The organism is Deltaproteobacteria bacterium (genome assembly GCA_022340465.1).
GTDB lineage: Bacteria > Desulfobacterota > Desulfobacteria > Desulfobacterales > B30-G6 > JAJDNW01.
In genome coordinates this window covers 27,151-45,527 of sequence record JAJDNW010000008.1, presented here as the reverse complement: position 1 = coordinate 45,527, position 18,377 = coordinate 27,151, and the positions used below count along the sequence as shown (strand labels likewise).

General features: G+C 57.8%; 12 protein-coding genes. 6 read left to right on the top strand and 6 right to left on the bottom strand.

The features are described 5' to 3' along the window. The first annotated feature begins 235 nt into the window (after positions 1 to 235). Positions 236 to 6,871: an SDR family NAD(P)-dependent oxidoreductase gene (locus LJE94_01410; protein MCG6908763.1), complete on the top strand. Its 6,636-nt coding sequence runs from the start codon at positions 236 to 238 to the stop codon at positions 6,869 to 6,871. Positions 6,872 to 7,146: 275 nt separating this feature from the next. Here the strand turns inward: LJE94_01410 and LJE94_01405 are convergent, their stop codons facing one another. The 4 genes from LJE94_01405 to LJE94_01390 form a co-directional block, all read right to left on the bottom strand. Next, positions 7,147 to 8,376, bottom strand: coding sequence for a CapA family protein (locus tag LJE94_01405; protein MCG6908762.1), 1,230 nt, complete (start codon positions 8,374 to 8,376; stop codon positions 7,147 to 7,149). Positions 8,377 to 8,499: 123 nt separating this feature from the next. After that, positions 8,500 to 9,486, bottom strand: coding sequence for an ATP-grasp domain-containing protein (locus tag LJE94_01400; GenBank protein MCG6908761.1), 987 nt, complete (start codon positions 9,484 to 9,486; stop codon positions 8,500 to 8,502). Positions 9,487 to 9,689: 203 nt separating this feature from the next. Further along, positions 9,690 to 10,613: an aspartate/glutamate racemase family protein gene (locus LJE94_01395; protein MCG6908760.1), complete on the bottom strand. Its 924-nt coding sequence runs from the start codon at positions 10,611 to 10,613 to the stop codon at positions 9,690 to 9,692. Positions 10,614 to 10,616: 3 nt separating this feature from the next. Continuing rightward, the gene (locus tag LJE94_01390; GenBank protein ID MCG6908759.1) at positions 10,617 to 11,252 is read right to left on the bottom strand and encodes a hypothetical protein; all 636 of its coding nucleotides are present in this window, start codon (positions 11,250 to 11,252) and stop codon (positions 10,617 to 10,619) included. A 113-nt stretch (positions 11,253 to 11,365) separates the two neighbouring features. Between LJE94_01390 and LJE94_01385 the strand changes: the two genes are divergently transcribed. Together LJE94_01385 and LJE94_01380 are read left to right on the top strand one after the other, a co-directional pair. After that, positions 11,366 to 11,590: a hypothetical protein gene (locus tag LJE94_01385; protein ID MCG6908758.1), complete on the top strand. Its 225-nt coding sequence runs from the start codon at positions 11,366 to 11,368 to the stop codon at positions 11,588 to 11,590. A 230-nt stretch (positions 11,591 to 11,820) separates the two neighbouring features. Beyond that, the gene (locus LJE94_01380; protein MCG6908757.1) at positions 11,821 to 13,437 is read left to right on the top strand and encodes a sodium:solute symporter family protein; all 1,617 of its coding nucleotides are present in this window, start codon (positions 11,821 to 11,823) and stop codon (positions 13,435 to 13,437) included. Positions 13,438 to 13,473: 36 nt separating this feature from the next. Here the strand turns inward: LJE94_01380 and manA are convergent, their stop codons facing one another. Then, positions 13,474 to 14,688, bottom strand: a complete 1,215-nt coding sequence (manA, locus tag LJE94_01375) for a mannose-6-phosphate isomerase, class I (GenBank protein ID MCG6908756.1) — start codon at positions 14,686 to 14,688, stop codon at positions 13,474 to 13,476. 349 nt (positions 14,689 to 15,037) lie between these two features. On the opposite strand from manA, the gene LJE94_01370 reads away from it, so the two are divergent. The 3 genes from LJE94_01370 (at position 15,038) to LJE94_01360 (ending at position 17,707) form a co-directional block, all read left to right on the top strand. Beyond that, positions 15,038 to 15,841, top strand: coding sequence for an alpha/beta hydrolase (locus LJE94_01370; GenBank protein ID MCG6908755.1), 804 nt, complete (start codon positions 15,038 to 15,040; stop codon positions 15,839 to 15,841). 23 nt (positions 15,842 to 15,864) lie between these two features. Further along, positions 15,865 to 16,587 (top strand): haloacid dehalogenase-like hydrolase, encoded by a 723-nt coding sequence (locus LJE94_01365; protein MCG6908754.1) that lies wholly within the window; start codon positions 15,865 to 15,867, stop codon positions 16,585 to 16,587. Positions 16,588 to 16,708: 121 nt separating this feature from the next. After that, positions 16,709 to 17,707, top strand: coding sequence for an HAD family hydrolase (locus LJE94_01360; protein ID MCG6908753.1), 999 nt, complete (start codon positions 16,709 to 16,711; stop codon positions 17,705 to 17,707). On the opposite strand, the gene LJE94_01355 is transcribed toward LJE94_01360, so the two are convergent. Further along, entirely contained in the window at positions 17,661 to 18,347 is a 687-nt protein-coding gene (locus tag LJE94_01355) for a hypothetical protein (GenBank protein MCG6908752.1), read from the bottom strand. The two genes, LJE94_01360 and LJE94_01355, sit on opposite strands and share 47 nt — an antisense overlap. Positions 18,348 to 18,377 lie beyond the last annotated feature (30 nt).

The following is an 18,377-nucleotide window of genomic DNA, read 5'->3' as shown; positions in this document are numbered from 1 at the left end:
TACGGCTCAACTGAGCGTTTCAACTATTGAGGATGATCCAAATAAACATATTTTCATCTGACTGCATCTATTTGAAACCTGTGTGATTATATAGTTGTTATATCAATTTGACAACTTTAAATTTTTACCTAATCCTTGATCACACGCTGTTTGTGATATATATATTAAAATTTAAAGCGGTTCCCTGTTCCGGAATTGGAAAAACGCCGCAACGCATGCGGCAGGCTTGGAAAGAATGATGCCTAAAAACGAAACCGATTCGAATCATATACAAAACATGCCCATCGCCATTATCGGGATGGGGTGTCTCTTCCCCCGGTCCCCGGGACTCAAGGCGTTCTGGCAGCTTCTGTCCCGCGGCAGAGACGCCATCGGCGACATCCCCGATACGCACTGGTCCACGGAGGCCTACTTCAGTCAGGAACCCGGGAAAGCCGATCTGGTTTATTGCCGACGCGGCGGTTTCTTGCCTCACATCGCCTTCGACCCGTCCGAGTTCGGCATTCCCCCCGCTACGATTGAAGCCACCGACACCTCCCAACTCCTGGCGCTCGTAACCGCCAGGGACGCCCTCCTGGACGCCGGCTATGGCCATTCGGGACGCGAGTTCGACCGTGATCGCACCAGTGTCGTACTAGGGGTCACCGGGACCCAGGAAATGGTTATTCCTCTGGGTTCCAGGCTGGGGCACCCTATTTGGCGGGACGCTATGCAAAAGGAGGGACTCGACCCGGGATCGGTCGAAAATATTGTTCAACGCATTGCCGACGCCTATGTTCCCTGGCAGGAAAACTCTTTTCCGGGGCTTTTGGGAAATGTCGTTGCCGGAAGGATCTGCAACCGCCTCGACCTTGGCGGAACAAACTGCGTCGTGGATGCCGCCTGCGCGAGTTCCATGAGCGCCGTCCACTTAGCCATGCTGGAACTGCAGTCCGGCAGCAGTGACATGGTGGTTACCGGCGGCGTGGACACCATCAACGACATCTTCATGCACATGTGCTTTTCGAAAACCATGATCCTTTCCAAAACCGGCGACATCCGTCCTTTTTCGAAAGATGCGGACGGCACGGTTCTGGGGGAAGGCCTCGGCATGCTCGTGTTGAAAAGCCTCGACCGGGCCGAACAGGATGGCGACAACATCTACGCCGTTATCAAGGGCATGGGCAGTTCCAGCGACGGAAAGTCGCAAAGCATTTACGCCCCGAATGCCGAAGGACAGGCCAAGGCCCTCCGCAGGGCCTATGAAAATGCAGGCGTTGAACCGGCCACCGTCGGCCTTGTGGAAGCCCACGGCACCGGCACCCGTGTGGGGGACAAAGTCGAACTGAACGCGCTGAAAACGGCATTCGGCGCGATTGCCGGAAACAGCCCCATCGCTGTCGGTTCCGTCAAATCGATGATCGGCCACACCAAAGCGGCAGCCGGTGCCGCCGGGATCATCAAGGCGGCACTGGCCCTAAAAAACAAGGTGCTGCCCCCTACCCTGAAGGCCGTTGCCCCGGACCCCGACCTGGACATCGAAGACTCGCCCTTCTTCATCAATTCGGAGAACCGACCCTGGCTGGCCCATCGGGAACACCCGCGGCGCGCCGGCGTGAGTTCCTTCGGTTTCGGCGGCAGCAACTTTCATCTGGTGCTCGAGGAATACGGCAGCCGTAAAAAAGATGTGTCCTGGGATGGATCGGTGGAAATTTTCGCCTTTTCGGCGCAAAACAAGGACAACCTTAAAAAAGGCCTTGCGGAAATGCAGCGCCGTGTGGATGCCGGGCCCGTCCATCGGCTCGACATCAATCGGCTGGCCGCTGCCACCCGGAACCGATTCTCCGCCAACGCCCCCCTGCGCCTCGCCTTTGTTCACGAACTGACCGCAGATCCGGCAGTTGACAGGGACAGTCTCAAAGCGATGCTGAAGCAGGCTGCGGCCGCTATCGACCGTCCCGAAACCAGCCGGAAAGTCCACCTCGAGAAACAGATTTTTTACATGCAGGGCCGGTGTCCCGGTGACCTCGCTTTCATCTTTCCCGGTCAGGGCAGCCAATATCAGGGCATGGGCCGCGACTTGTGCGCTATCTTTCCCGAAGGGCTGGAAGCCCTCGAACTGGCCGACAGCCTCATGGATGCCGGCAGTGCTGTCAGTGACGCCATTTTTCCACGGCCCTTTTCAAGGTCGCAATCGAAAGAACGGCAGCAGCTGAACCGCACCGATATCGCCCAGCCCGCTATCGGCAGCATCAGCCTTGCCATGTTCGACATCCTCGGCCGCTTCGGCCTGAAGCCGGATGCCGTATGCGGTCACAGCTACGGTGAACTCAGCGCCCTGCATGCCGCCGGTTTTATCGACCGGCAAACATTCATGCGTCTGTCCGCGGTACGCGGAAAGGCGATGGCAGATGCGGCCGGCAAGGGACCGGAAGGCACCATGCTGGCTGTCAAGGCGCCCCTTGGAACGATCGAGAACCTTATCCGTAACGTCCCCGATGTCGTCCTGGCAAATTTCAACAGCCCCGAACAGGCCGTACTTTCCGGCCCCATCGAGGGCATCGAACGTGCCGAGGGACGCTTGAGGGAAAAAGGGCTTCACGGCATGCGGCTGCCGGTTTCGGCGGCCTTTCACAGCCCCTTGATTCAGGGGGGACAACACCCCTTCGAACAGGAGGTGCGCAGGTCGCAATTCGTTTCCGGCAGCATACCGGTCTATGCCAACAGCACCGGACGGCCCTATGAAACCACACCTGAACAGGCCGTGAAAACACTGGCCCGGCAGATGGTAAACCCGGTCCGTTTTACATCCATGATCGAAAATATGCATGCCGCGGGCATCCGGACCTTTGTGGAAGTCGGCCCCAAAAGCGTCCTCACCGACCTTGTCAAAACCATCCTGTCCAAGAAGTCATTCCACGCCGTTGCCATGGATGCTTCCGGTGGAAGACAGTACGGCCTCATTGATCTGGCCTGCACCTTGTCCACGCTTGCCGTCACGGGCTGTCCCGTTTCTCTAGACGCCTGGGAAGAAAAAGCCGCCGCCCCTGAAAAGCAGCGCATGACCGTCATGCTGAGCGGCGCCAACTATCGCCCGGAAAAGCCTGTTGACCAGACACACGGGCAATCAACGGTTCCACCGCATCCCCCCTTGCCGTCAAAAAAGCCTGTCCGGACCGCGGCAGAAGGGCCGCCGGCCGTCGGGCAACCCGTGAAGCCGCCACAGCTCAAGCACTCGATTTTTACCGGAGAGAACGCCGTGCCCACGGCTTCACCGGCAGTCACCACTAACAACAGAAACCCGAACAAGCCTTCAATACCAGCCATGAAAAATACAGACAGGAACGGCATACAGACCACGCCGTCTACCCATGTGGAAAGTGCCCTCAAGACAGTCACCGAGGGACTGAGATCAATGCGGGCGCTCCAGGCCAGAACCGCAGAAGCCCACCAGAAATTTCTGGAGACCCAAGCCGCCTCCGGCCGCACCCTGCAGCACATGATGGAAAGCGTTCAGCGCCTTGCGGAAGCATCCCTCGGCATCGCGGCCGCACAACCCGGTCGGCCGGCGGCCACCGTGCCGGATGCGGGCAGTGTGCATGAACGGCCCCAGGTGCCCCCCGCACCCCCTGCGAAAATCGTCGAAGCCCGGCGCGGGCATGCCCCTGCAGCGGCGCCGGCGACCGAATCGAGCGCGTCGCAGATCGAACCCGACCATTCCATCTCGCACAATATCAGGCAGTCCGATCAGTCAGATGCAACCTCTGCCACCCTGCTGAACGTCGTCAGTGATCTGACCGGCTATCCGGTGGAAATGCTGAACTTGGACATGGACATCGAGGCCGACCTGGGCATCGATTCCATCAAACGCGTCGAAATTTTGTCCACCCTCGAAGAACGGTTGCCCGATTTGCCGCCGATGGAGCCGGAGACAATGGCGGCCTTGAAAACACTGGGACAAATCGCGGCTCACATCGGGGGAATCGCCTCCGATGCACAACCGGTGTATTCGTCCGGCGATGTGCTTTCCCGTGCCGGTAGTGCTGAATTCGCCGCCGCCACCGAAGTGACGGATATATCACAAACCCTGATTCAGGTGGTCAGCGAACTGACCGGCTACCCGCGGGAAATGCTGAGCATGGACATGGACGTCGAGGCCGACCTGGGCATCGATTCCATCAAACGCGTGGAAATCCTGTCCACCCTCGAGGAACGGATGCCCGGCCTTCCGGAGGTAACCCCGGATCTGATGGGCAGTCTGAAAACCCTCGGACAGATCTCCGCCCATCTCAGCGAGTCAGGCGATGCCGGCGACGAACACCGCGGTGAAGCCCCACGGGTGCCGACCACCGGAACCGATGCTTCCGGCCGCTCATCCGGGCGGTCGGAAAGCGCACCGCCGGTAAACGAACAAGCGCAGGAAGCCGGTCCTCCCGAATCACCGGCGCCCGCCCTCGACTGGAAGACCGTGACCGTCGAGAACGCACTGCGTTCCCAAACCCGCCGTTTACGATTCCGGCCCGGGCGCAAGCTTTACCTACTCGACGACGGCGGCCCATTCGCCGCCGCCCTTGTCGCATCACTCGGTGAGCGCGGGGTTGCGGCCTGTGTCCTGTCCCGGGACGATGCTGCCGCACTGATTCTGGACGGGCAGACGTTGACGGATGCCGCCGGCCTGATCATCCCTGCCCCCGAACGTTTCGAAAATCGAGCGGACGAAGACGTGTTTCTAAAAAGCGCTTTTCAACTGGCAAAGTCCTTCGCCGCAAATCCGGACCGCCGGGAAAAGCACCGGGGTGACCGGGGCGACGACCTCCTGTTTGCCACGATTACCAGGCTCGACGGCGCATTCGGATTCGCGGGCCGTGAAATCGACAACCCTGTTATGGGCGGACTGGCGGGATTGACAAAGACCGCCGCCCTCGAGTGGCACGGGGTAACCTGCCGGGCGCTGGACATCGACCCCCTCTGGGAGGACCTTTCCGCGATCGCCGACAGGGTCGCCGAAGAACTGATGGAACCGACAATCTCCGGCCCCCTGGAAATCGGCCTGACGTCGACTCAACGCCGCACACCGGTCCTGCAAAACCAGCCGCACGAAGCAATTGAAAGCGAGCCCTCCCGGCTTGACCTGGACGCCGGCGACGTCATCGTGGTTACCGGAGGCGCAAGGGGGGTGACCGCCGCAGCGGCCGAAGCACTGGCCGGACGGACGGGCGCCGCCATGGCCCTTATGGGACGGTCTCCCCAGCCGGCCGCGGAACCCGCCTGGCTGCGCGGGCTTGACGACACGGCCGCTATAAAGCGGGCCATTCTGGAAAATGAATTCAACAACAACGGCGCTTCACCCAAAGAGATAGAACAATCGTTTGTACGGCACATGGCCAGCCGTGAGGTGCGGGCCACCCTGGAAAAGCTGGAAACCCTCGGGACAAGAGCCATGTATCTTTCTGTGGATGTTCGCGAACATGATCGGGTCGCCGAAGCGCTGGAGACGGTTCGCAGCAGCTTGGGCCCTGTCACGGCCATCGTTCACGGAGCGGGCGTCATCGAAGACCGGTTGATCGTCGACAAAAGCCCATCACAGTTCGATATGGTTTACGGCACCAAGGTGTCCGGGCTCCGCAACCTGCTGTCATGCGTTAAAAACGACCCGCTGAAACACCTGGTGATTTTCTCATCCATCAGCGCCAGGATCGGCAACGCCGGGCAAGTGGATTACGCCATGGCCAACGAGGCCCTCAACAAAATGGCTGCCGCCTTTTCGCGGCAGCACCCCGCGTGCCGCACGCTGGCCGTCAACTGGGGCCCCTGGGACGGCGGAATGGTGACACCCGCTCTCCGCACGGCTTTCAAAAAGCAGCATGTAGGCCTCATTCCCCTGAAAGAAGGCGCCCGCAGCCTGGTGGCCGCCATGGGCCGGTCCGGCAACGACCCGGTGGAGATCGTTATCGGGTCGTCACTGCCTTCCCGATCCATCGATGTCGATGCAGCCACGGCTGAAGGGACGCCGGCAGGTAAGGCGGTGCCCGAAGACGAGCCCCCCATGACGCTCTCGTTCAAAAAAGAGATCGACACGCATGATTATCCCATCCTGACGTCACACGTCATCGGTGGCAACCCGGTGGTCCCCTTCTCCTTGATAACCGAGTGGTTCGGTCACGGAGCACTGCACGAAAATCCGGGTCTGGTGCTGCACGGCCTGGATGACATGCGCATTCTCAAAGGGGTCAAACTGGTCGACAAAAAGAAATTGATCCGCCTCTTTGCGGGCAAGACCAGCAGAAAGAATGGCCATTACGAGGTGAGTCTCGAACTTCGGGACGGCATGCTGGAGGGCAAAGACGTCATTCACTCCCGCGGAAAAGCTATTTTGCTGGATGCCATGCCGGAACCGCCGTCAGTCGACCTGGGCCGCTTCCTGTCGGAGGACGGATACCACCGCAGTGCCGGGGAAGTCTATGAGGAGATCCTTTTTCACGGTATCGAACTGCGCGGCATCAAGGAAATCCTATCCTGTTCGCCCAGGGGCATGACCGCCAGGATATCATCGGCGCCATCCCCCTCCCGATGGATCCGGGAACACTTGCGAAGCGGCTGGATCGCGGATCCCCTTGTTCTGGACTGCGCCTTCCAGATGGCCACGGTCTGGTGCTATGAGGAGACCGGCCAGGTATCCCTGCCCAGTTACTGCGCCAGTTACCGGCAGTATTGCGAGACGTTTCCCGCTAAGGGCGTCACCGCCGTGCTGGAGGTGACCGATCTCACCAAACACAAGATGACGGGCAACTTTCTCCTGGTGGATGAAAACAAACGGCTGGCAGCTAAAATGACCGGTTATGAAGCCGTGATGGATGCCTCTCTGTTCAAGGCCTTCAAGCCCGGCAGGTAAAGGCGTCGGGGGGTCGAAGGTAACATCCTAGAAGTCAGTGGCCGAAGGTCTAAGATGAACGTCCAACATCGAACGCTGAACATCGAACGGTTGGCTGTCTGCTTTGGCTGATGGCCCAGGAAACCCGAATACATGAAGCGAATAAACCACAGTTGACGTTGGATGTTCGATGTTCATTTCCCAATAGAGTGAAGACAGGCCACTCAAAATCGAAAAGAGGCGAACAGCGAATTTGCATCCACTTGGTCCCTGAGCCCATCGAATTCTCGAACCCTTTATGTCATGGTGATTGCGGTCAGCCATTTCTCGGCAAGGTTGTAAGCCCACTGCGGGGACGTTGCCAGGTCGTCGTTCATGATGCGGGTTAGCATGTCGATCCAATGCTGGTTGTGCTGCATGGTGGTGAGGCGATTTCTGAGCATGGCGGCGCCTTTCCGCGGCTCATCCCGCATTTTTTCCAGGATCATCCCTATTTCACCGCGCAACCCTTGCGTACCGTAGTAATGTAAAAAGCCGTGCCAAGCATCTTCGATAGCGGCAGGCGTGTCCAGGGGCATCGACACCGTGCGCATCTCTTTTAGAAACCATTGACGTTCTTCACGGTTAAGGAGATGAAGCCCCGCCTTCCTGATGCCGTAGGGAACGAGTTTCAGATAGGCGACCGCTCCTTTGGCCAGTCCCGCTTTGACAAAAAACCCCACCTTTCGGTAAAGCAGGTCGGTCTCCTGGTAAAAAACGAAATTGCCCAGGCTGTAGCAGATGGGCACCTGATGGTAGATGTGCAAACCCTGCGGCACGTGGGGGTGGTGTCCTACAACCAGATGCGCGCCGGCATCGGCCAGATGCCTGAAGGCCCGGGCCACGTAAGGCGGCGGAATGGGAATGTATTCCAAGCCGCAGTGGCAGACGACGATGACGATGTCCACGGATGCCTTGATTGCGTTTATAACGGCGGCGACCGCCTCGACTTCCCATCCAAAAACACCGGGGCCGTTGGTGGCGGCGGTGAGGTCTTCGCCTTCGCTGAAGTTGACGATGCCGACACGGATGCCGTTCACCTCCAATCGCAGCGGCGTTTTCGCTTCCCGTGTCGACATACCGGCGCCCACCGCGGCAATCCCGTTTTCCTCCAGCACCGCCAGGGTCTGTGCAAAGGCAGTTGTGCCATAGTCGAAAACATGGTTGTTTCCCAGGGTCACGACTTCGAAGGGCACCACACGCAATCCGCGCACGTGCTCTGCCTTGCCCTTCAAAACGGAACCGCTTTTCCAAACCGGCGTATTATGGCCGCACAGGGGGCACTCCAGGTTGACGATCCTGAGGTCGCTTTCACGCAGAACCGGCAGAAGATCGCCGTACACGCCTTCGGGCGTCTCCATGATCACACGGTCGAAAGCCCTGATGGGAGCCCAGTCGGAAGCGATCAGCACCTCTGCATCGGCCTCCGGGGCATTCTCGTTCTTCCAGATCCCCTCTTCCCAATTCAGCATATTCGTAGAAGTCATATTAACAATTTTTCAGGGCTGAAGCCCCGAACTACATGGTATCAAGCCGAATGCTATGCAGCACGGGGATTTATCCCTGCCTATGTTGAACGTTATTTCGTATCAAACGATTCGGGGCAACCGCTATAGACCGTAACGGCTCAAGCCCGACGCCACGATCAAATGCACCAATTGCCGGTATTCCGCTTCGGCACCGCCGGGAGAGGTGTGATATAGCGAGTAAATTTGAGGGCTCCAGCTTTTTCCAGGCTTGAGCCCGGGTATGCCGTTTACTTCGATGATCTTCAGTTCTCCGCGCGTGTCGGCACGCATGTCGATGCGTACATGGTCGAGGCAATTCAGCGCTTCGACCGCCCGCCTGGCAAGATCCACACTTTCCGCGACCTTCTTTTCGGGGCGATGAATCTTGGTGAGTCCCACCCCCCTCAAATCGCTCCTCAAGATCGGATACCGCGCGAAGTGGGAGGCATTCACCTTGACGATACCCGGCAAAAATTCCTGGTTTTCTCCATTGGACAGCATCAGCACCGTGTACTCTTCCCCGGGAAGATACGCTTCCACAAGCGCGGGCTGTTCGAAATCTGCATGAACGCTCCGGATGGCCTTTTCGAGCTGCCCGCGGTCATTGACAACGCTGTCATCGCTGATGCCTACGGACCTGGACTCACAGCTGGGTTTTACGAAGAGCGGATACGTCGCCGGCGGTATCTCTTCCCCGATGCCGACCGTAAAATTGTCGGGCACGCTCACATGGCTTTTCTGAAGAATCTTGTGGGTCCAGTCTTTCCGAATCAACTGCTTCATGGTCAGGGCATTGGGGCCGACATAGGGAATGCCCTTTTCATCCAACATATCGGCGACCCAGAGGCCGTCACCTTGGCTCAGCCCGACAATGTCGGTCTTGGTGGATATGTGGTACAGGGCGCTCCATACGATGTCGAAGGCGTTGTTTTCGATCGCCCGCATGAAATCTTCCCTGCTTTCGACAAAGACGAATGCGGCCGTTTTGTCCAGCGTGTTTAGGGCGCCGCACAGCTGTCGGGTCACCTCGAGATCCCCCCAACCCTGGGCATCCCCGGCGGGACCGGTGATAATAAGTACTTTTTTCACGGGCGGTACTCCTAACATCACTAGGCAATTTAAAAAGTTAACCACCTCCGGCTAAAATTGAAGGCTTGGAAGCTGAGAGGCCAAGGAGCCGGGGGAAAAAAGCGCATAACTCATAGCTGAGAGCGTGCTATGGGCTATTAACCTGTCAGCTATGAGCTCATTTTTCTTTCACTCGGATCCTTTTTTCTCCAATCCCCGGCGCATTAAAACAAATCAGGTTTATACACATACCTTTCCAGGGCATCAGCCGTGGCGGGTGCCTGCGGCCTGATAATTGCGGATATCTGCCTAACGCCGGCAGGCGCCAGCTCTATCTTGGATAGCACGTCGACGGTGACGCTTCCCCTATCGAATGCCGGGTTACAGTCCATCCGCAGCAGAAACCGTCCCATCGCCAGGGTCGGATCCAACATTGTTACATCGACCGTCAGACGCTTCCGCAGCGCGTGCCGGAAGATGTCGCGGCTGTAGCCGAAATGGGTACAGCAAAGCGCCGCAAAGACCGCTTGGCGTCCGTCAAGCTTCTTCATGGCTTCATCCATATAGGTCGCGACCAGGTCCGCCACCCTTGGGCTGTGCGGGCCCTTTTCGATTGCGGTGGCGACCCCGTGACAGTCCTGGGACGCAATGCGTCCGGGATCTATCCCCTGCTGCACGAGCGCCCGCTGGTGGACGCCTTCGGAAATCGTTGTCCGCGTCCCCAGAAGGATAACCTGGCTTTTCGGGACGGCTTTCAGTTCTGCATGAATCATATCCACGCCGTAATCGATGATATCCACTACCGGTATGTGAGTCGCACGACTGAAACGCGTGCGGTTGTACAGCACCGAAAGCGTGTTGCAGGCGATCAAAATCATGTCCGGTTCAGCCGTACTCACGGATTCCAGGGCACGGTCGAAAACCTCGACACGTTCGGCAACGTCCGCCATTGAATTGTAGCCACGACCCGCTTCCGGCCAGACATTGAAATAAGACAGATGTGCATGCCGGAAAATAGGATGCCTGCGCAGCTCCCCTTCGAGTTCGGCACACACGGAAAGGCCGCCCAAGCCTGAATCCAGTACGGCAATCAGGGCCTGCGCTTTACCGCAAAGGCGGTCGATCTTTTTTCCGGTCTCCCTGTCCATTTTTTATTCTGGGCAGCCCTTTTTCTTCTGCGCCGACTTTTTTATTTTAAGCAATCCGGGACTGTTGTGCAGGTACATGAGCGTCGACGAATGCCCCGCATCGATGAACACCTTCTCCAGGTCGTCGAAAAGAACGGCCCGGTCGGGCCAACGAAAGGTTTTTTCACGCCGCTTCAGTTCTTCCCATGTGTTGCACAGCTGCGGGTCCTCTCCCAGCACCTCGTTTTCGGCCCTGTCGCATAGAAACATGGCACACACCAGCGGCTTTACGTGCCAGAGGCATCCTGATTCACCGAGATAGAGGCACTTGTTTCCCCGATGGGGCTGCACCAGGCGCGCGTGCATGGTTTCCACGGCTTCCCGCGGGGAAGCGAGGGCATTGACCACCACGTCTGCAAAGAAGGTGATGATGCCCTCCCGCGTACAGCAGGCGCTCATGCCGCTCCGATAGCAGGCTTCTGTACAAATGCCGCTGAAATATGTTTCCAAAAATCGATCCACTTCCTTCCGAAATGACAGGTAATCGGCGCATTGCGCTTCAAGACCGGCCAGAGACGCCGCGTCCAATCCGTCAAGGTGGCTTCTGACCAATGCCAGTGCTTCCAGTTGCTCTTGCTGATACTCGCCTAAATTTTTCATAATTGACAGTTGACACGCAATCAGTGGTCGTGGTTGTGTAAAGGTCATTACAAATCACGAAAACTAGTTAAAATCCACCCTTAAAACAGGTGAAAGATGCAGGGGGACCCTTCATGAGCCAGCCGGACACCACTATCGCCGTCAATGTCATCGTCGAAATGACCACCGAAGCCCTGCAGGCCATCGTCGAGCAGGCCAAACGCATGACCGGGCGGAATGCGAAGGGCCACTACAAGGTCGACACCGCCGATAAGGTCGGTGAAATGATATCCAGGTTTCTGGCAGCATATGATTTCGACGCATTTGTCAACGATCCGGCGAACTATCATACCGACTGACGGCCACGCATCAAAAACCGGGTGTGCTTCCCCTCGAGCTTCCATGTCCGTCGCCTGCGACCTTGACCCCACAGTTGGAACACCGGGATTGACAAAACGCACACCGATACGGTAAAAGCAGCCCAAAAAGCAATCGTTTCAATGACAGGTCATGCCAGGTGAAAGCCATCCCGACCTCAATCGGGGTGGCTTTTCTTATTCGATACCTATATCAAGGCTGGAGATTCATAATGATAACCAAACTTATTGTTCTGAGCGCCTATTTCCTGATTATCCTCGCCATTGGCTTCATTGCACGAACCCGCCTGAAATCGTCACCGGAAACCTATTTTCTGGCGGACCGCAAGTTGGGCTCTCTGATTCTCCTGGGCACCATGGTGGCAACCAATTTCTCCGCCTTCACCGTCTTCGGCACTTCGGGAGCGGGCTATCGTGACGGCTACGCGTTTTTCCCGATCATGGGCTTCGGTACCGGCTTCATGGCCCTGACCTTCTGGATCATCGGGCGAAGGATATGGGACGTCGGCAGAACGACCGGGGCGGTCACACCCCCGGAGCTGATACGCAACCTCTACGGCAGCCCTGTGCTGAGCCTCCTGTTTTCCCTGGTGATGATCGTTTTCACCGTTCCCTACCTAGCCCTGCAGCCCATGGCAGCCGGCTACGCCCTCGAAGCGCTGGTTGGCCTGCCGTACGTATGGGGCTGTGTGCTGGTTACCGTCATCATCCTGATCTACACCCTGCGCGGCGGGATGAGAGCCGTGGCATGGACCGATCTCTTTCAGGGGGTCGTCATGTTTCTTTTGCTTCTGGCTTCCCTCGTAATCCTGGCCCGGCACCACGGTGGTTTTATCGAAGCCAACCGCCATATACTCTTTGCCAACCCCGAGCTTTTCTCCCGTCCGGGCGGAACCGGTAAATACACCTACGGTATCTGGTTCAGCTTTATCATGCTGTGGTTCTTCTGTGACCCCATGTTTCCCCAGCTGTTTCAACGATTTTTTTCCGCCAAAAGCAAGACCACCCTAGCCAGAATCATGCTTTTCTACCCTTTGATATGCACGCTGGTTTTTTTCCTGCCGATCTCAGTGGGCGTGTTGGGGCACCTCTCCTTCCCCGGCCTGGTTGGCAAGGAGGCCGATAAGATTTTGCCCATGACCATGACCTTGATATCGGGAGATGTCATGGCCGCCCTGGTCATCGCCGCCGGACTGGCCGCTCTGATGTCCACCATGGACTCCCAACTGCTAACCTTGAGCTCCATTTTCACCAGGGACATTCTGCCCATCGGGGGCAAATTCAACGGTAAAACCAGCCTGAGCGGCCGCCTTTTCGTTGTTTTCCTGAGCCTGTCCGGCTTGCTGCTGGCCTATAAACCGCCCGCCACCATTCTGCAGATCGCCACGCAGACATTCACCGGCCTGGCCGTCCTTTTCCCGACCGTCATTTTCGGTCTCTATCTCAAGAACCTGTTCCCCCCAGCGGCCATCTTTTCCATCATCTTCGGCGAAAGCGTCATGCTGCTCTTTTACTTCGAATTAATTGCCGCCGGACCCTTTCTGCCCGTCGTCTGGGTCATGCTGGTCACCTTTGCAGTCTATGGGGGGGTCCATCTGTTGCTTCTCGGCAGAAAGGAGCGGATTGTCTGGAAACGGCCCGCGTGGATCCGCAACCCCTATGTATACCTGATGGGCGCCGTCTTCGTTTTGGCAATGGATTACTGGGCATGGGGACGGATCAGGCCGCTGGTGGCCGGCCTGCCGACCTGGATCGGGTTCTTCGTATTGCTCTCGCTGCTTCAAACGGTGGGTATGTTTTACATGGTGCGGAACTCAAAAAGCAAATAAATGAATGTCGACGTCATTTATAATCGGTACGCTCTTTCATAAAGCCCCCACCCCCGCACGGTACACGGTCCCCCGGCCGCTGATGCTGTAGCGATCGACGGATGCGGGCACGATTGCCGCCATGCCTCTGACGAGTTCTATCGTTGTGTCTTTCGTGTCGTCAAAAACCGCGACCCTGCCGTCGGTTGCCAGCAGAATCTCGGCACTCCTTTTACCCCCGGAGCGGTAAACGCATCCATCCGATGGATGGATGACAGAAAGCTCGAACTCTTCAGCCGGCGTCGCATACACCTTTTCACAAGGACTTTTTTCGCGGGGAAAAAGCGTTTTCAAGGGTTGTTCCTCGAAAACAACAACTTGAAGCAGTTCGGGTACGTCCACGTGTTTGGACGTCAGCCCGCCCCTGAGTACGTTGTCCGAATTGGCCATCAGCTCGACACCCACGCCGCCGAGATAGGCATGCAGCTGACCGGCCGGCAGGTACATGGCCTGGCCGGGTTCCAGACGGACCAGGTTCAATATGCAGGGGAACAGGGCGCCGATATCCCCTGGAAACATATCGTGCAGCCGTATCACCCAATCGAAAACCGGATCCCCGGGTTGCCTTTCCCGGGCATAGCCGACAACTGCGTCAAGAATGGCGCATATCTCTTTTGCGCCCATATTCAAAAGCCGGCCGACAAGGCCCTTCAAGCCGCCTACAACGGGCGCCCCGGATAGGTTTTCCAATGCGCTTTCGAGGGGGGGGCCACACCCTTGACGCAAGTAAGTTTCCATCTCCGCCGCCGCCCGAAAACCGTTCAAAGCCCAGAAGGGCGTCAGGGCGCATATCAGTTCGGGTTTGTGATTGCCGTCCCGGTAGTTGCGCTCCGGCGCGTCCAGGGCGAGTTGCCTGCGATTTTCCCGCTGAAATCCGTCGCGGGCCTGGGAGAGGTCCGGATGGGCTTGAATGGACAGGGCCTTTTCTATGGCCAGCACCTTGAACAGGTACGGCAGCCGGTTCCCATAAGCCGCCGCGGTTTCTTGACCCAGGATGTCGACCGGATGCGCATCGATCAGCTTCAGCAGTGAGGTATCGCCTCCCCCGTCAACGATGACCGTGGAAGGCGCTTTGGGATGCGCCCCCATCCACAGCTCCGCTTCCGGTTGGACGCTGGGGGCCGGTCTGCCGGTGAGCTCCGCCAGGGCCGTGTGTGATCCCCAAGCGTATTGCATGATCGGATTTTTAAGCAAATGGATCGAATTCACCATGCCGAATCCATAATAACATTGTTGTTTGGATGTCAAGATATCAAATGGCGTAAAAAAAAATCTTGGCAGGGCCAAAGCCCTGCGCTACATTAGCTTCGATCTTGAGAGAATGTGAATTGTATGGGCCCAAGCTGAAAAATGCGCATGGCTCATAGATGATAGCAAGTCGTGAGCTATCAACCTGACAGCTAAATAGCCTAACAAGTCATGTCGGACTTTATCCGGCATCCAGAAAGCGATTAGCCGAATGATCCGGATCCCCGCTCCGGCTCAACATTACACCGGGGCAGCCTCTGCGCTGGGATGACGTTAAAAACACCCCGATGGGTCAATTATTTAAGGATTCAGCATGAATGCGGAACCGGCAAACGACTATCACGTTTTAGACAGGCCCGAGGTTTCGATGCTTTTGTTTCACCCGCGTGCCGAGAACCCTTTATCCCCGAACGAGTCACCGGGTATTGACGTTCCCATCCCTGTGGAACCGGATGTGTCCATAGGCGCGCGTTTCCACATCTCCGGGGAAACCGCCGCCAACATCCTCTTTTTTCACGGCAACGGAGAGATCGTGGCCGACTACGATGAACTGGGCCCGGTTTACAACCGGCTGGGCATCAATTTCATGCCCGTTGATTATCGCGGCTACGGTCGCTCAGACGGGACCCCGACCGTATCCGCCATGATGCGCGATTGCCATGCCATATTCGCCTTCGTCAAAAACTGGCTGAAAGAAAAGGGATATTGCGGGCCGCTGATCGTCATGGGGCGCTCTTTGGGAAGCGCTTCAGCTCTCGAGCTTGCCGGCCGATACGCACATGAAATCGACGCCCTGATCATCGAAAGCGGTTTTGCCCTGGCCGCCCCCCTCCTCGCGCTCCTGGGCATCGATGCCCGGAGGTTGGGGTTCAGAGAAGAAAATGGTTTCGGGAACATCGATAAAATCGGCCGTTTCGACAAGCCGACCTTGATCATCCACGCGGAATACGATCACATCATTCCCTTCTCCGACGGTGAGGCGCTCTACGAATCGGCAGCCGCCAAGAACAAGAAGCTGCTTCAGATTCCCGGCGCCAACCATAACGATATTTTTGCCAGGGGACTTTCCGCCTACCTTGCGGCTGTCGGAAACCTGGTAAAGTCCCTGCCTGCATGACCCCGGTGCCGCCAGATCCCGGGATGATCATTTGGGATTTCGACGGGACCCTTTACCCGTTGCGCCCTTATGACAGCGAGCAAACCCTGATGCGGCTGCGGCTGGATCAGCTCAAGGGGCCGCATTGGCGACCGCAAAAATGCATGCTGCGCATGCTGATCGACGCCGACAGGCGCCAGTGGTTCACCGGAGGCCGCACGCGGAAACTGTATCAGCGTTTTTACGGCCGGTGCCTCAAGGGTACCCCCGTTCCCCTGCTGGACAAGACGGCCGCATCCATCGCCGCCGCCATCTCCCGGCAGGACAGAGACACCCTGCACCGTCTGTGCGGCGACGGCTGGCGCATGGTGGTCGTCAGTTGTGGAACGCTGGACCTGAGCGAACGCATTCTGCACAAGGCCCGCATCCGCAGCTGTTTTGAAGCCGTTTATGCCAACCAGCTCCGGTATGAAAACGGCCGGGTCGCCGGCATCGATTCCTATTTGATCACGTCCGAGGACAAGCTTCGCCTGGCCAGACGGCTTGCGGGCGGCCAGGTGCGAGGCGTCGTCGCGGTGGGTGACGGATACACCGACATCCCTCTGCTGGACTGGGCCGAAACCCCGGTGATGATGGACCCCGAAGGATCAAAAAGGCAAAAGTACGCCGGGAAACGCTATTCCTTTGCGCCTTCCATCGAAGCCGTCTACAAATTATTGACCGATTGCCGGAGGCATAGTATGGGAAGAACCCGCTATAGCGTTTGACAAGACAACTAACCGAAACCTAAAACCGCTCTCCGTCATCGGTGGCGGGTGAAGATGCCCAAATCCGGTTGTGTCAAACGCTATTTAACGTGCTTCAAGATATCAGCATAAAGGTCGAAGTATGGACAGGCCCAATTTGATCGTATTCGACATGGACGGCGTTATCGTGGATGTCTCGAACTCCTATCGCGACGCGGTCAGACAAACGGTCAAGCTGTTTTTCGAGCCGGCGCTCAAAGCCGACGCACTACCGGACCCCTTGTTTTCCCTGGAGGACCTGTCTGCGGTAAAGCAGGCCGGCGGGTTGAACAACGACTGGGAACTGACCTATCATGTCATCGGGCTCCTCATGCGCCGCGTGGATTCGCCGCAAGGCATGCCGGACGGCGAGGCCTGGGGACTGCATGCCAAAACGATCCCCGGCTGCAATGTGGCCGACCTGGGCCGTTATCTCTCCACCGTCGACACCCCGTTAAAAAACCTGCACTACAACGGACCCGTCCCTGCCAACCATTTGATCCGGCGCCTTTCTGCCGGAGATGTCGGCAGCGGCAATGTCATCAAGCAGATTTTTCAGGAAATCTATCTCGGACGTGCACTTTTTAAAAGCACCTATGGCTTTTCACCGCGCGTCTACCGGGGCAGTGGGTTGATCGACAGGGAGGAGTTGCTGCTGCCGGAAGCATTTATCGGGGAATTGTCGGCACTGCACCATCTGGCCATCGCCACGGGACGCCCCCGGGCCGAGGCCGAACATGCACTGGATCGTTTTGCGTTGCAAACGTATTTCCGGACGATGATGACGCTCGACGATTGCACGGCGGCGGAAGAAAAAGCCGCCGCAGAGGCAGGTAACCCTGTGTCGTTCAGTAAACCCCACCCCTTCATGCTGGACGCCATCGCGGACGGGCATGGACGGAAAAACGGGCGGTTTTTTTATGTGGGCGACATGCCCGACGACATGATGGCGGCCGCCCGTTCAGCCTATGACTATGTCGGCATAGGCGTCACCTATGCGTCGCCCGACAAAACCCTTTTGGGAAAAAGGCTCCTCGACGCGGGCGCGGACCGGGTTATGAGCCGTGTCGCCGACCTTCGTGACTTTCTCCTGGGTTCCTGAGGGCATCGATGGCCGCCCGCTGCAGCACCCCGGCCGTATCTTCACTCAGGTTGACAAGCGTGCGCCCCCCTGACGAAAGTCTTCCGGACAGAGTTTGCCGAGGAACGCCCCCCGACAAGATCCCACAAAAAACACAGGCAGCCAGGTAGGCACCCGCCTTGCCGGCGTGGCGGCCGTCCCGGTGGTGCAGCTCCATGCCGGGATGCATCCCTTTCACGATCTCCCAGGCCCGCCCCACGGGCGCCAGACATGCGCGGCATTCTAAGGCGATCGTCTCATAGGCCTCGGCGATGATTGACTGGTCTTCCGGCTTTTCCCTGGCGGCCCACGTCATGTAAAACACCGTGCGGGCATCGAGGCGGCGAATCTCCCGGTCAAACAAACGCGCGTGCCGAAACATGGAAGGCCGATCTTCCAGAGGTCCCCGGCTGCGCTCCTGGAGCACCACATGGGTCCACCCGCCGCTTTCGAGCTTGTCTCTCGTGGTCCGATTTTCCCAGTGCCAGGCCAAACCGGCCCCTTCACCGGTGGCTTGAGCCACCTGCACGTCAAAACCGCAGATGCCTGCAAGCCCGGCCGCAATCAGGGGCATGCGGTGCAAATAGGTGTGGCTGTTGCCTATGAAGAGGACGCGGTGCATTGGAAACACGCCTCAATACATTTTTCCACA

Excerpts from the sequence above, each read along its gene's own strand:
- LJE94_01385 (MCG6908758.1), top strand. The coding sequence starts at position 11,366 with ATGAGCCAGCCGGACACCACTATCGCCGTCAATGTCATCGTCGAAATG.
- LJE94_01365 (MCG6908754.1), top strand. The coding sequence starts at position 15,865 with ATGATCATTTGGGATTTCGACGGGACCCTTTACCCGTTGCGCCCTTAT.
- LJE94_01410 (MCG6908763.1), top strand. The coding sequence starts at position 236 with ATGATGCCTAAAAACGAAACCGATTCGAATCATATACAAAACATGCCC.
- LJE94_01405 (MCG6908762.1), bottom strand. The coding sequence starts at position 8,376 with ATGACTTCTACGAATATGCTGAATTGGGAAGAGGGGATCTGGAAGAAC.
- LJE94_01390 (MCG6908759.1), bottom strand. The coding sequence starts at position 11,252 with ATGAAAAATTTAGGCGAGTATCAGCAAGAGCAACTGGAAGCACTGGCA.
- LJE94_01370 (MCG6908755.1), top strand. The coding sequence starts at position 15,038 with ATGAATGCGGAACCGGCAAACGACTATCACGTTTTAGACAGGCCCGAG.
- LJE94_01380 (MCG6908757.1), top strand. The coding sequence starts at position 11,821 with ATGATAACCAAACTTATTGTTCTGAGCGCCTATTTCCTGATTATCCTC.
- LJE94_01360 (MCG6908753.1), top strand. The coding sequence starts at position 16,709 with ATGGACAGGCCCAATTTGATCGTATTCGACATGGACGGCGTTATCGTG.
- LJE94_01355 (MCG6908752.1), bottom strand. The coding sequence starts at position 18,347 with ATGCACCGCGTCCTCTTCATAGGCAACAGCCACACCTATTTGCACCGC.
- manA (MCG6908756.1), bottom strand. The coding sequence starts at position 14,688 with ATGGTGAATTCGATCCATTTGCTTAAAAATCCGATCATGCAATACGCT.
- LJE94_01395 (MCG6908760.1), bottom strand. The coding sequence starts at position 10,613 with ATGGACAGGGAGACCGGAAAAAAGATCGACCGCCTTTGCGGTAAAGCG.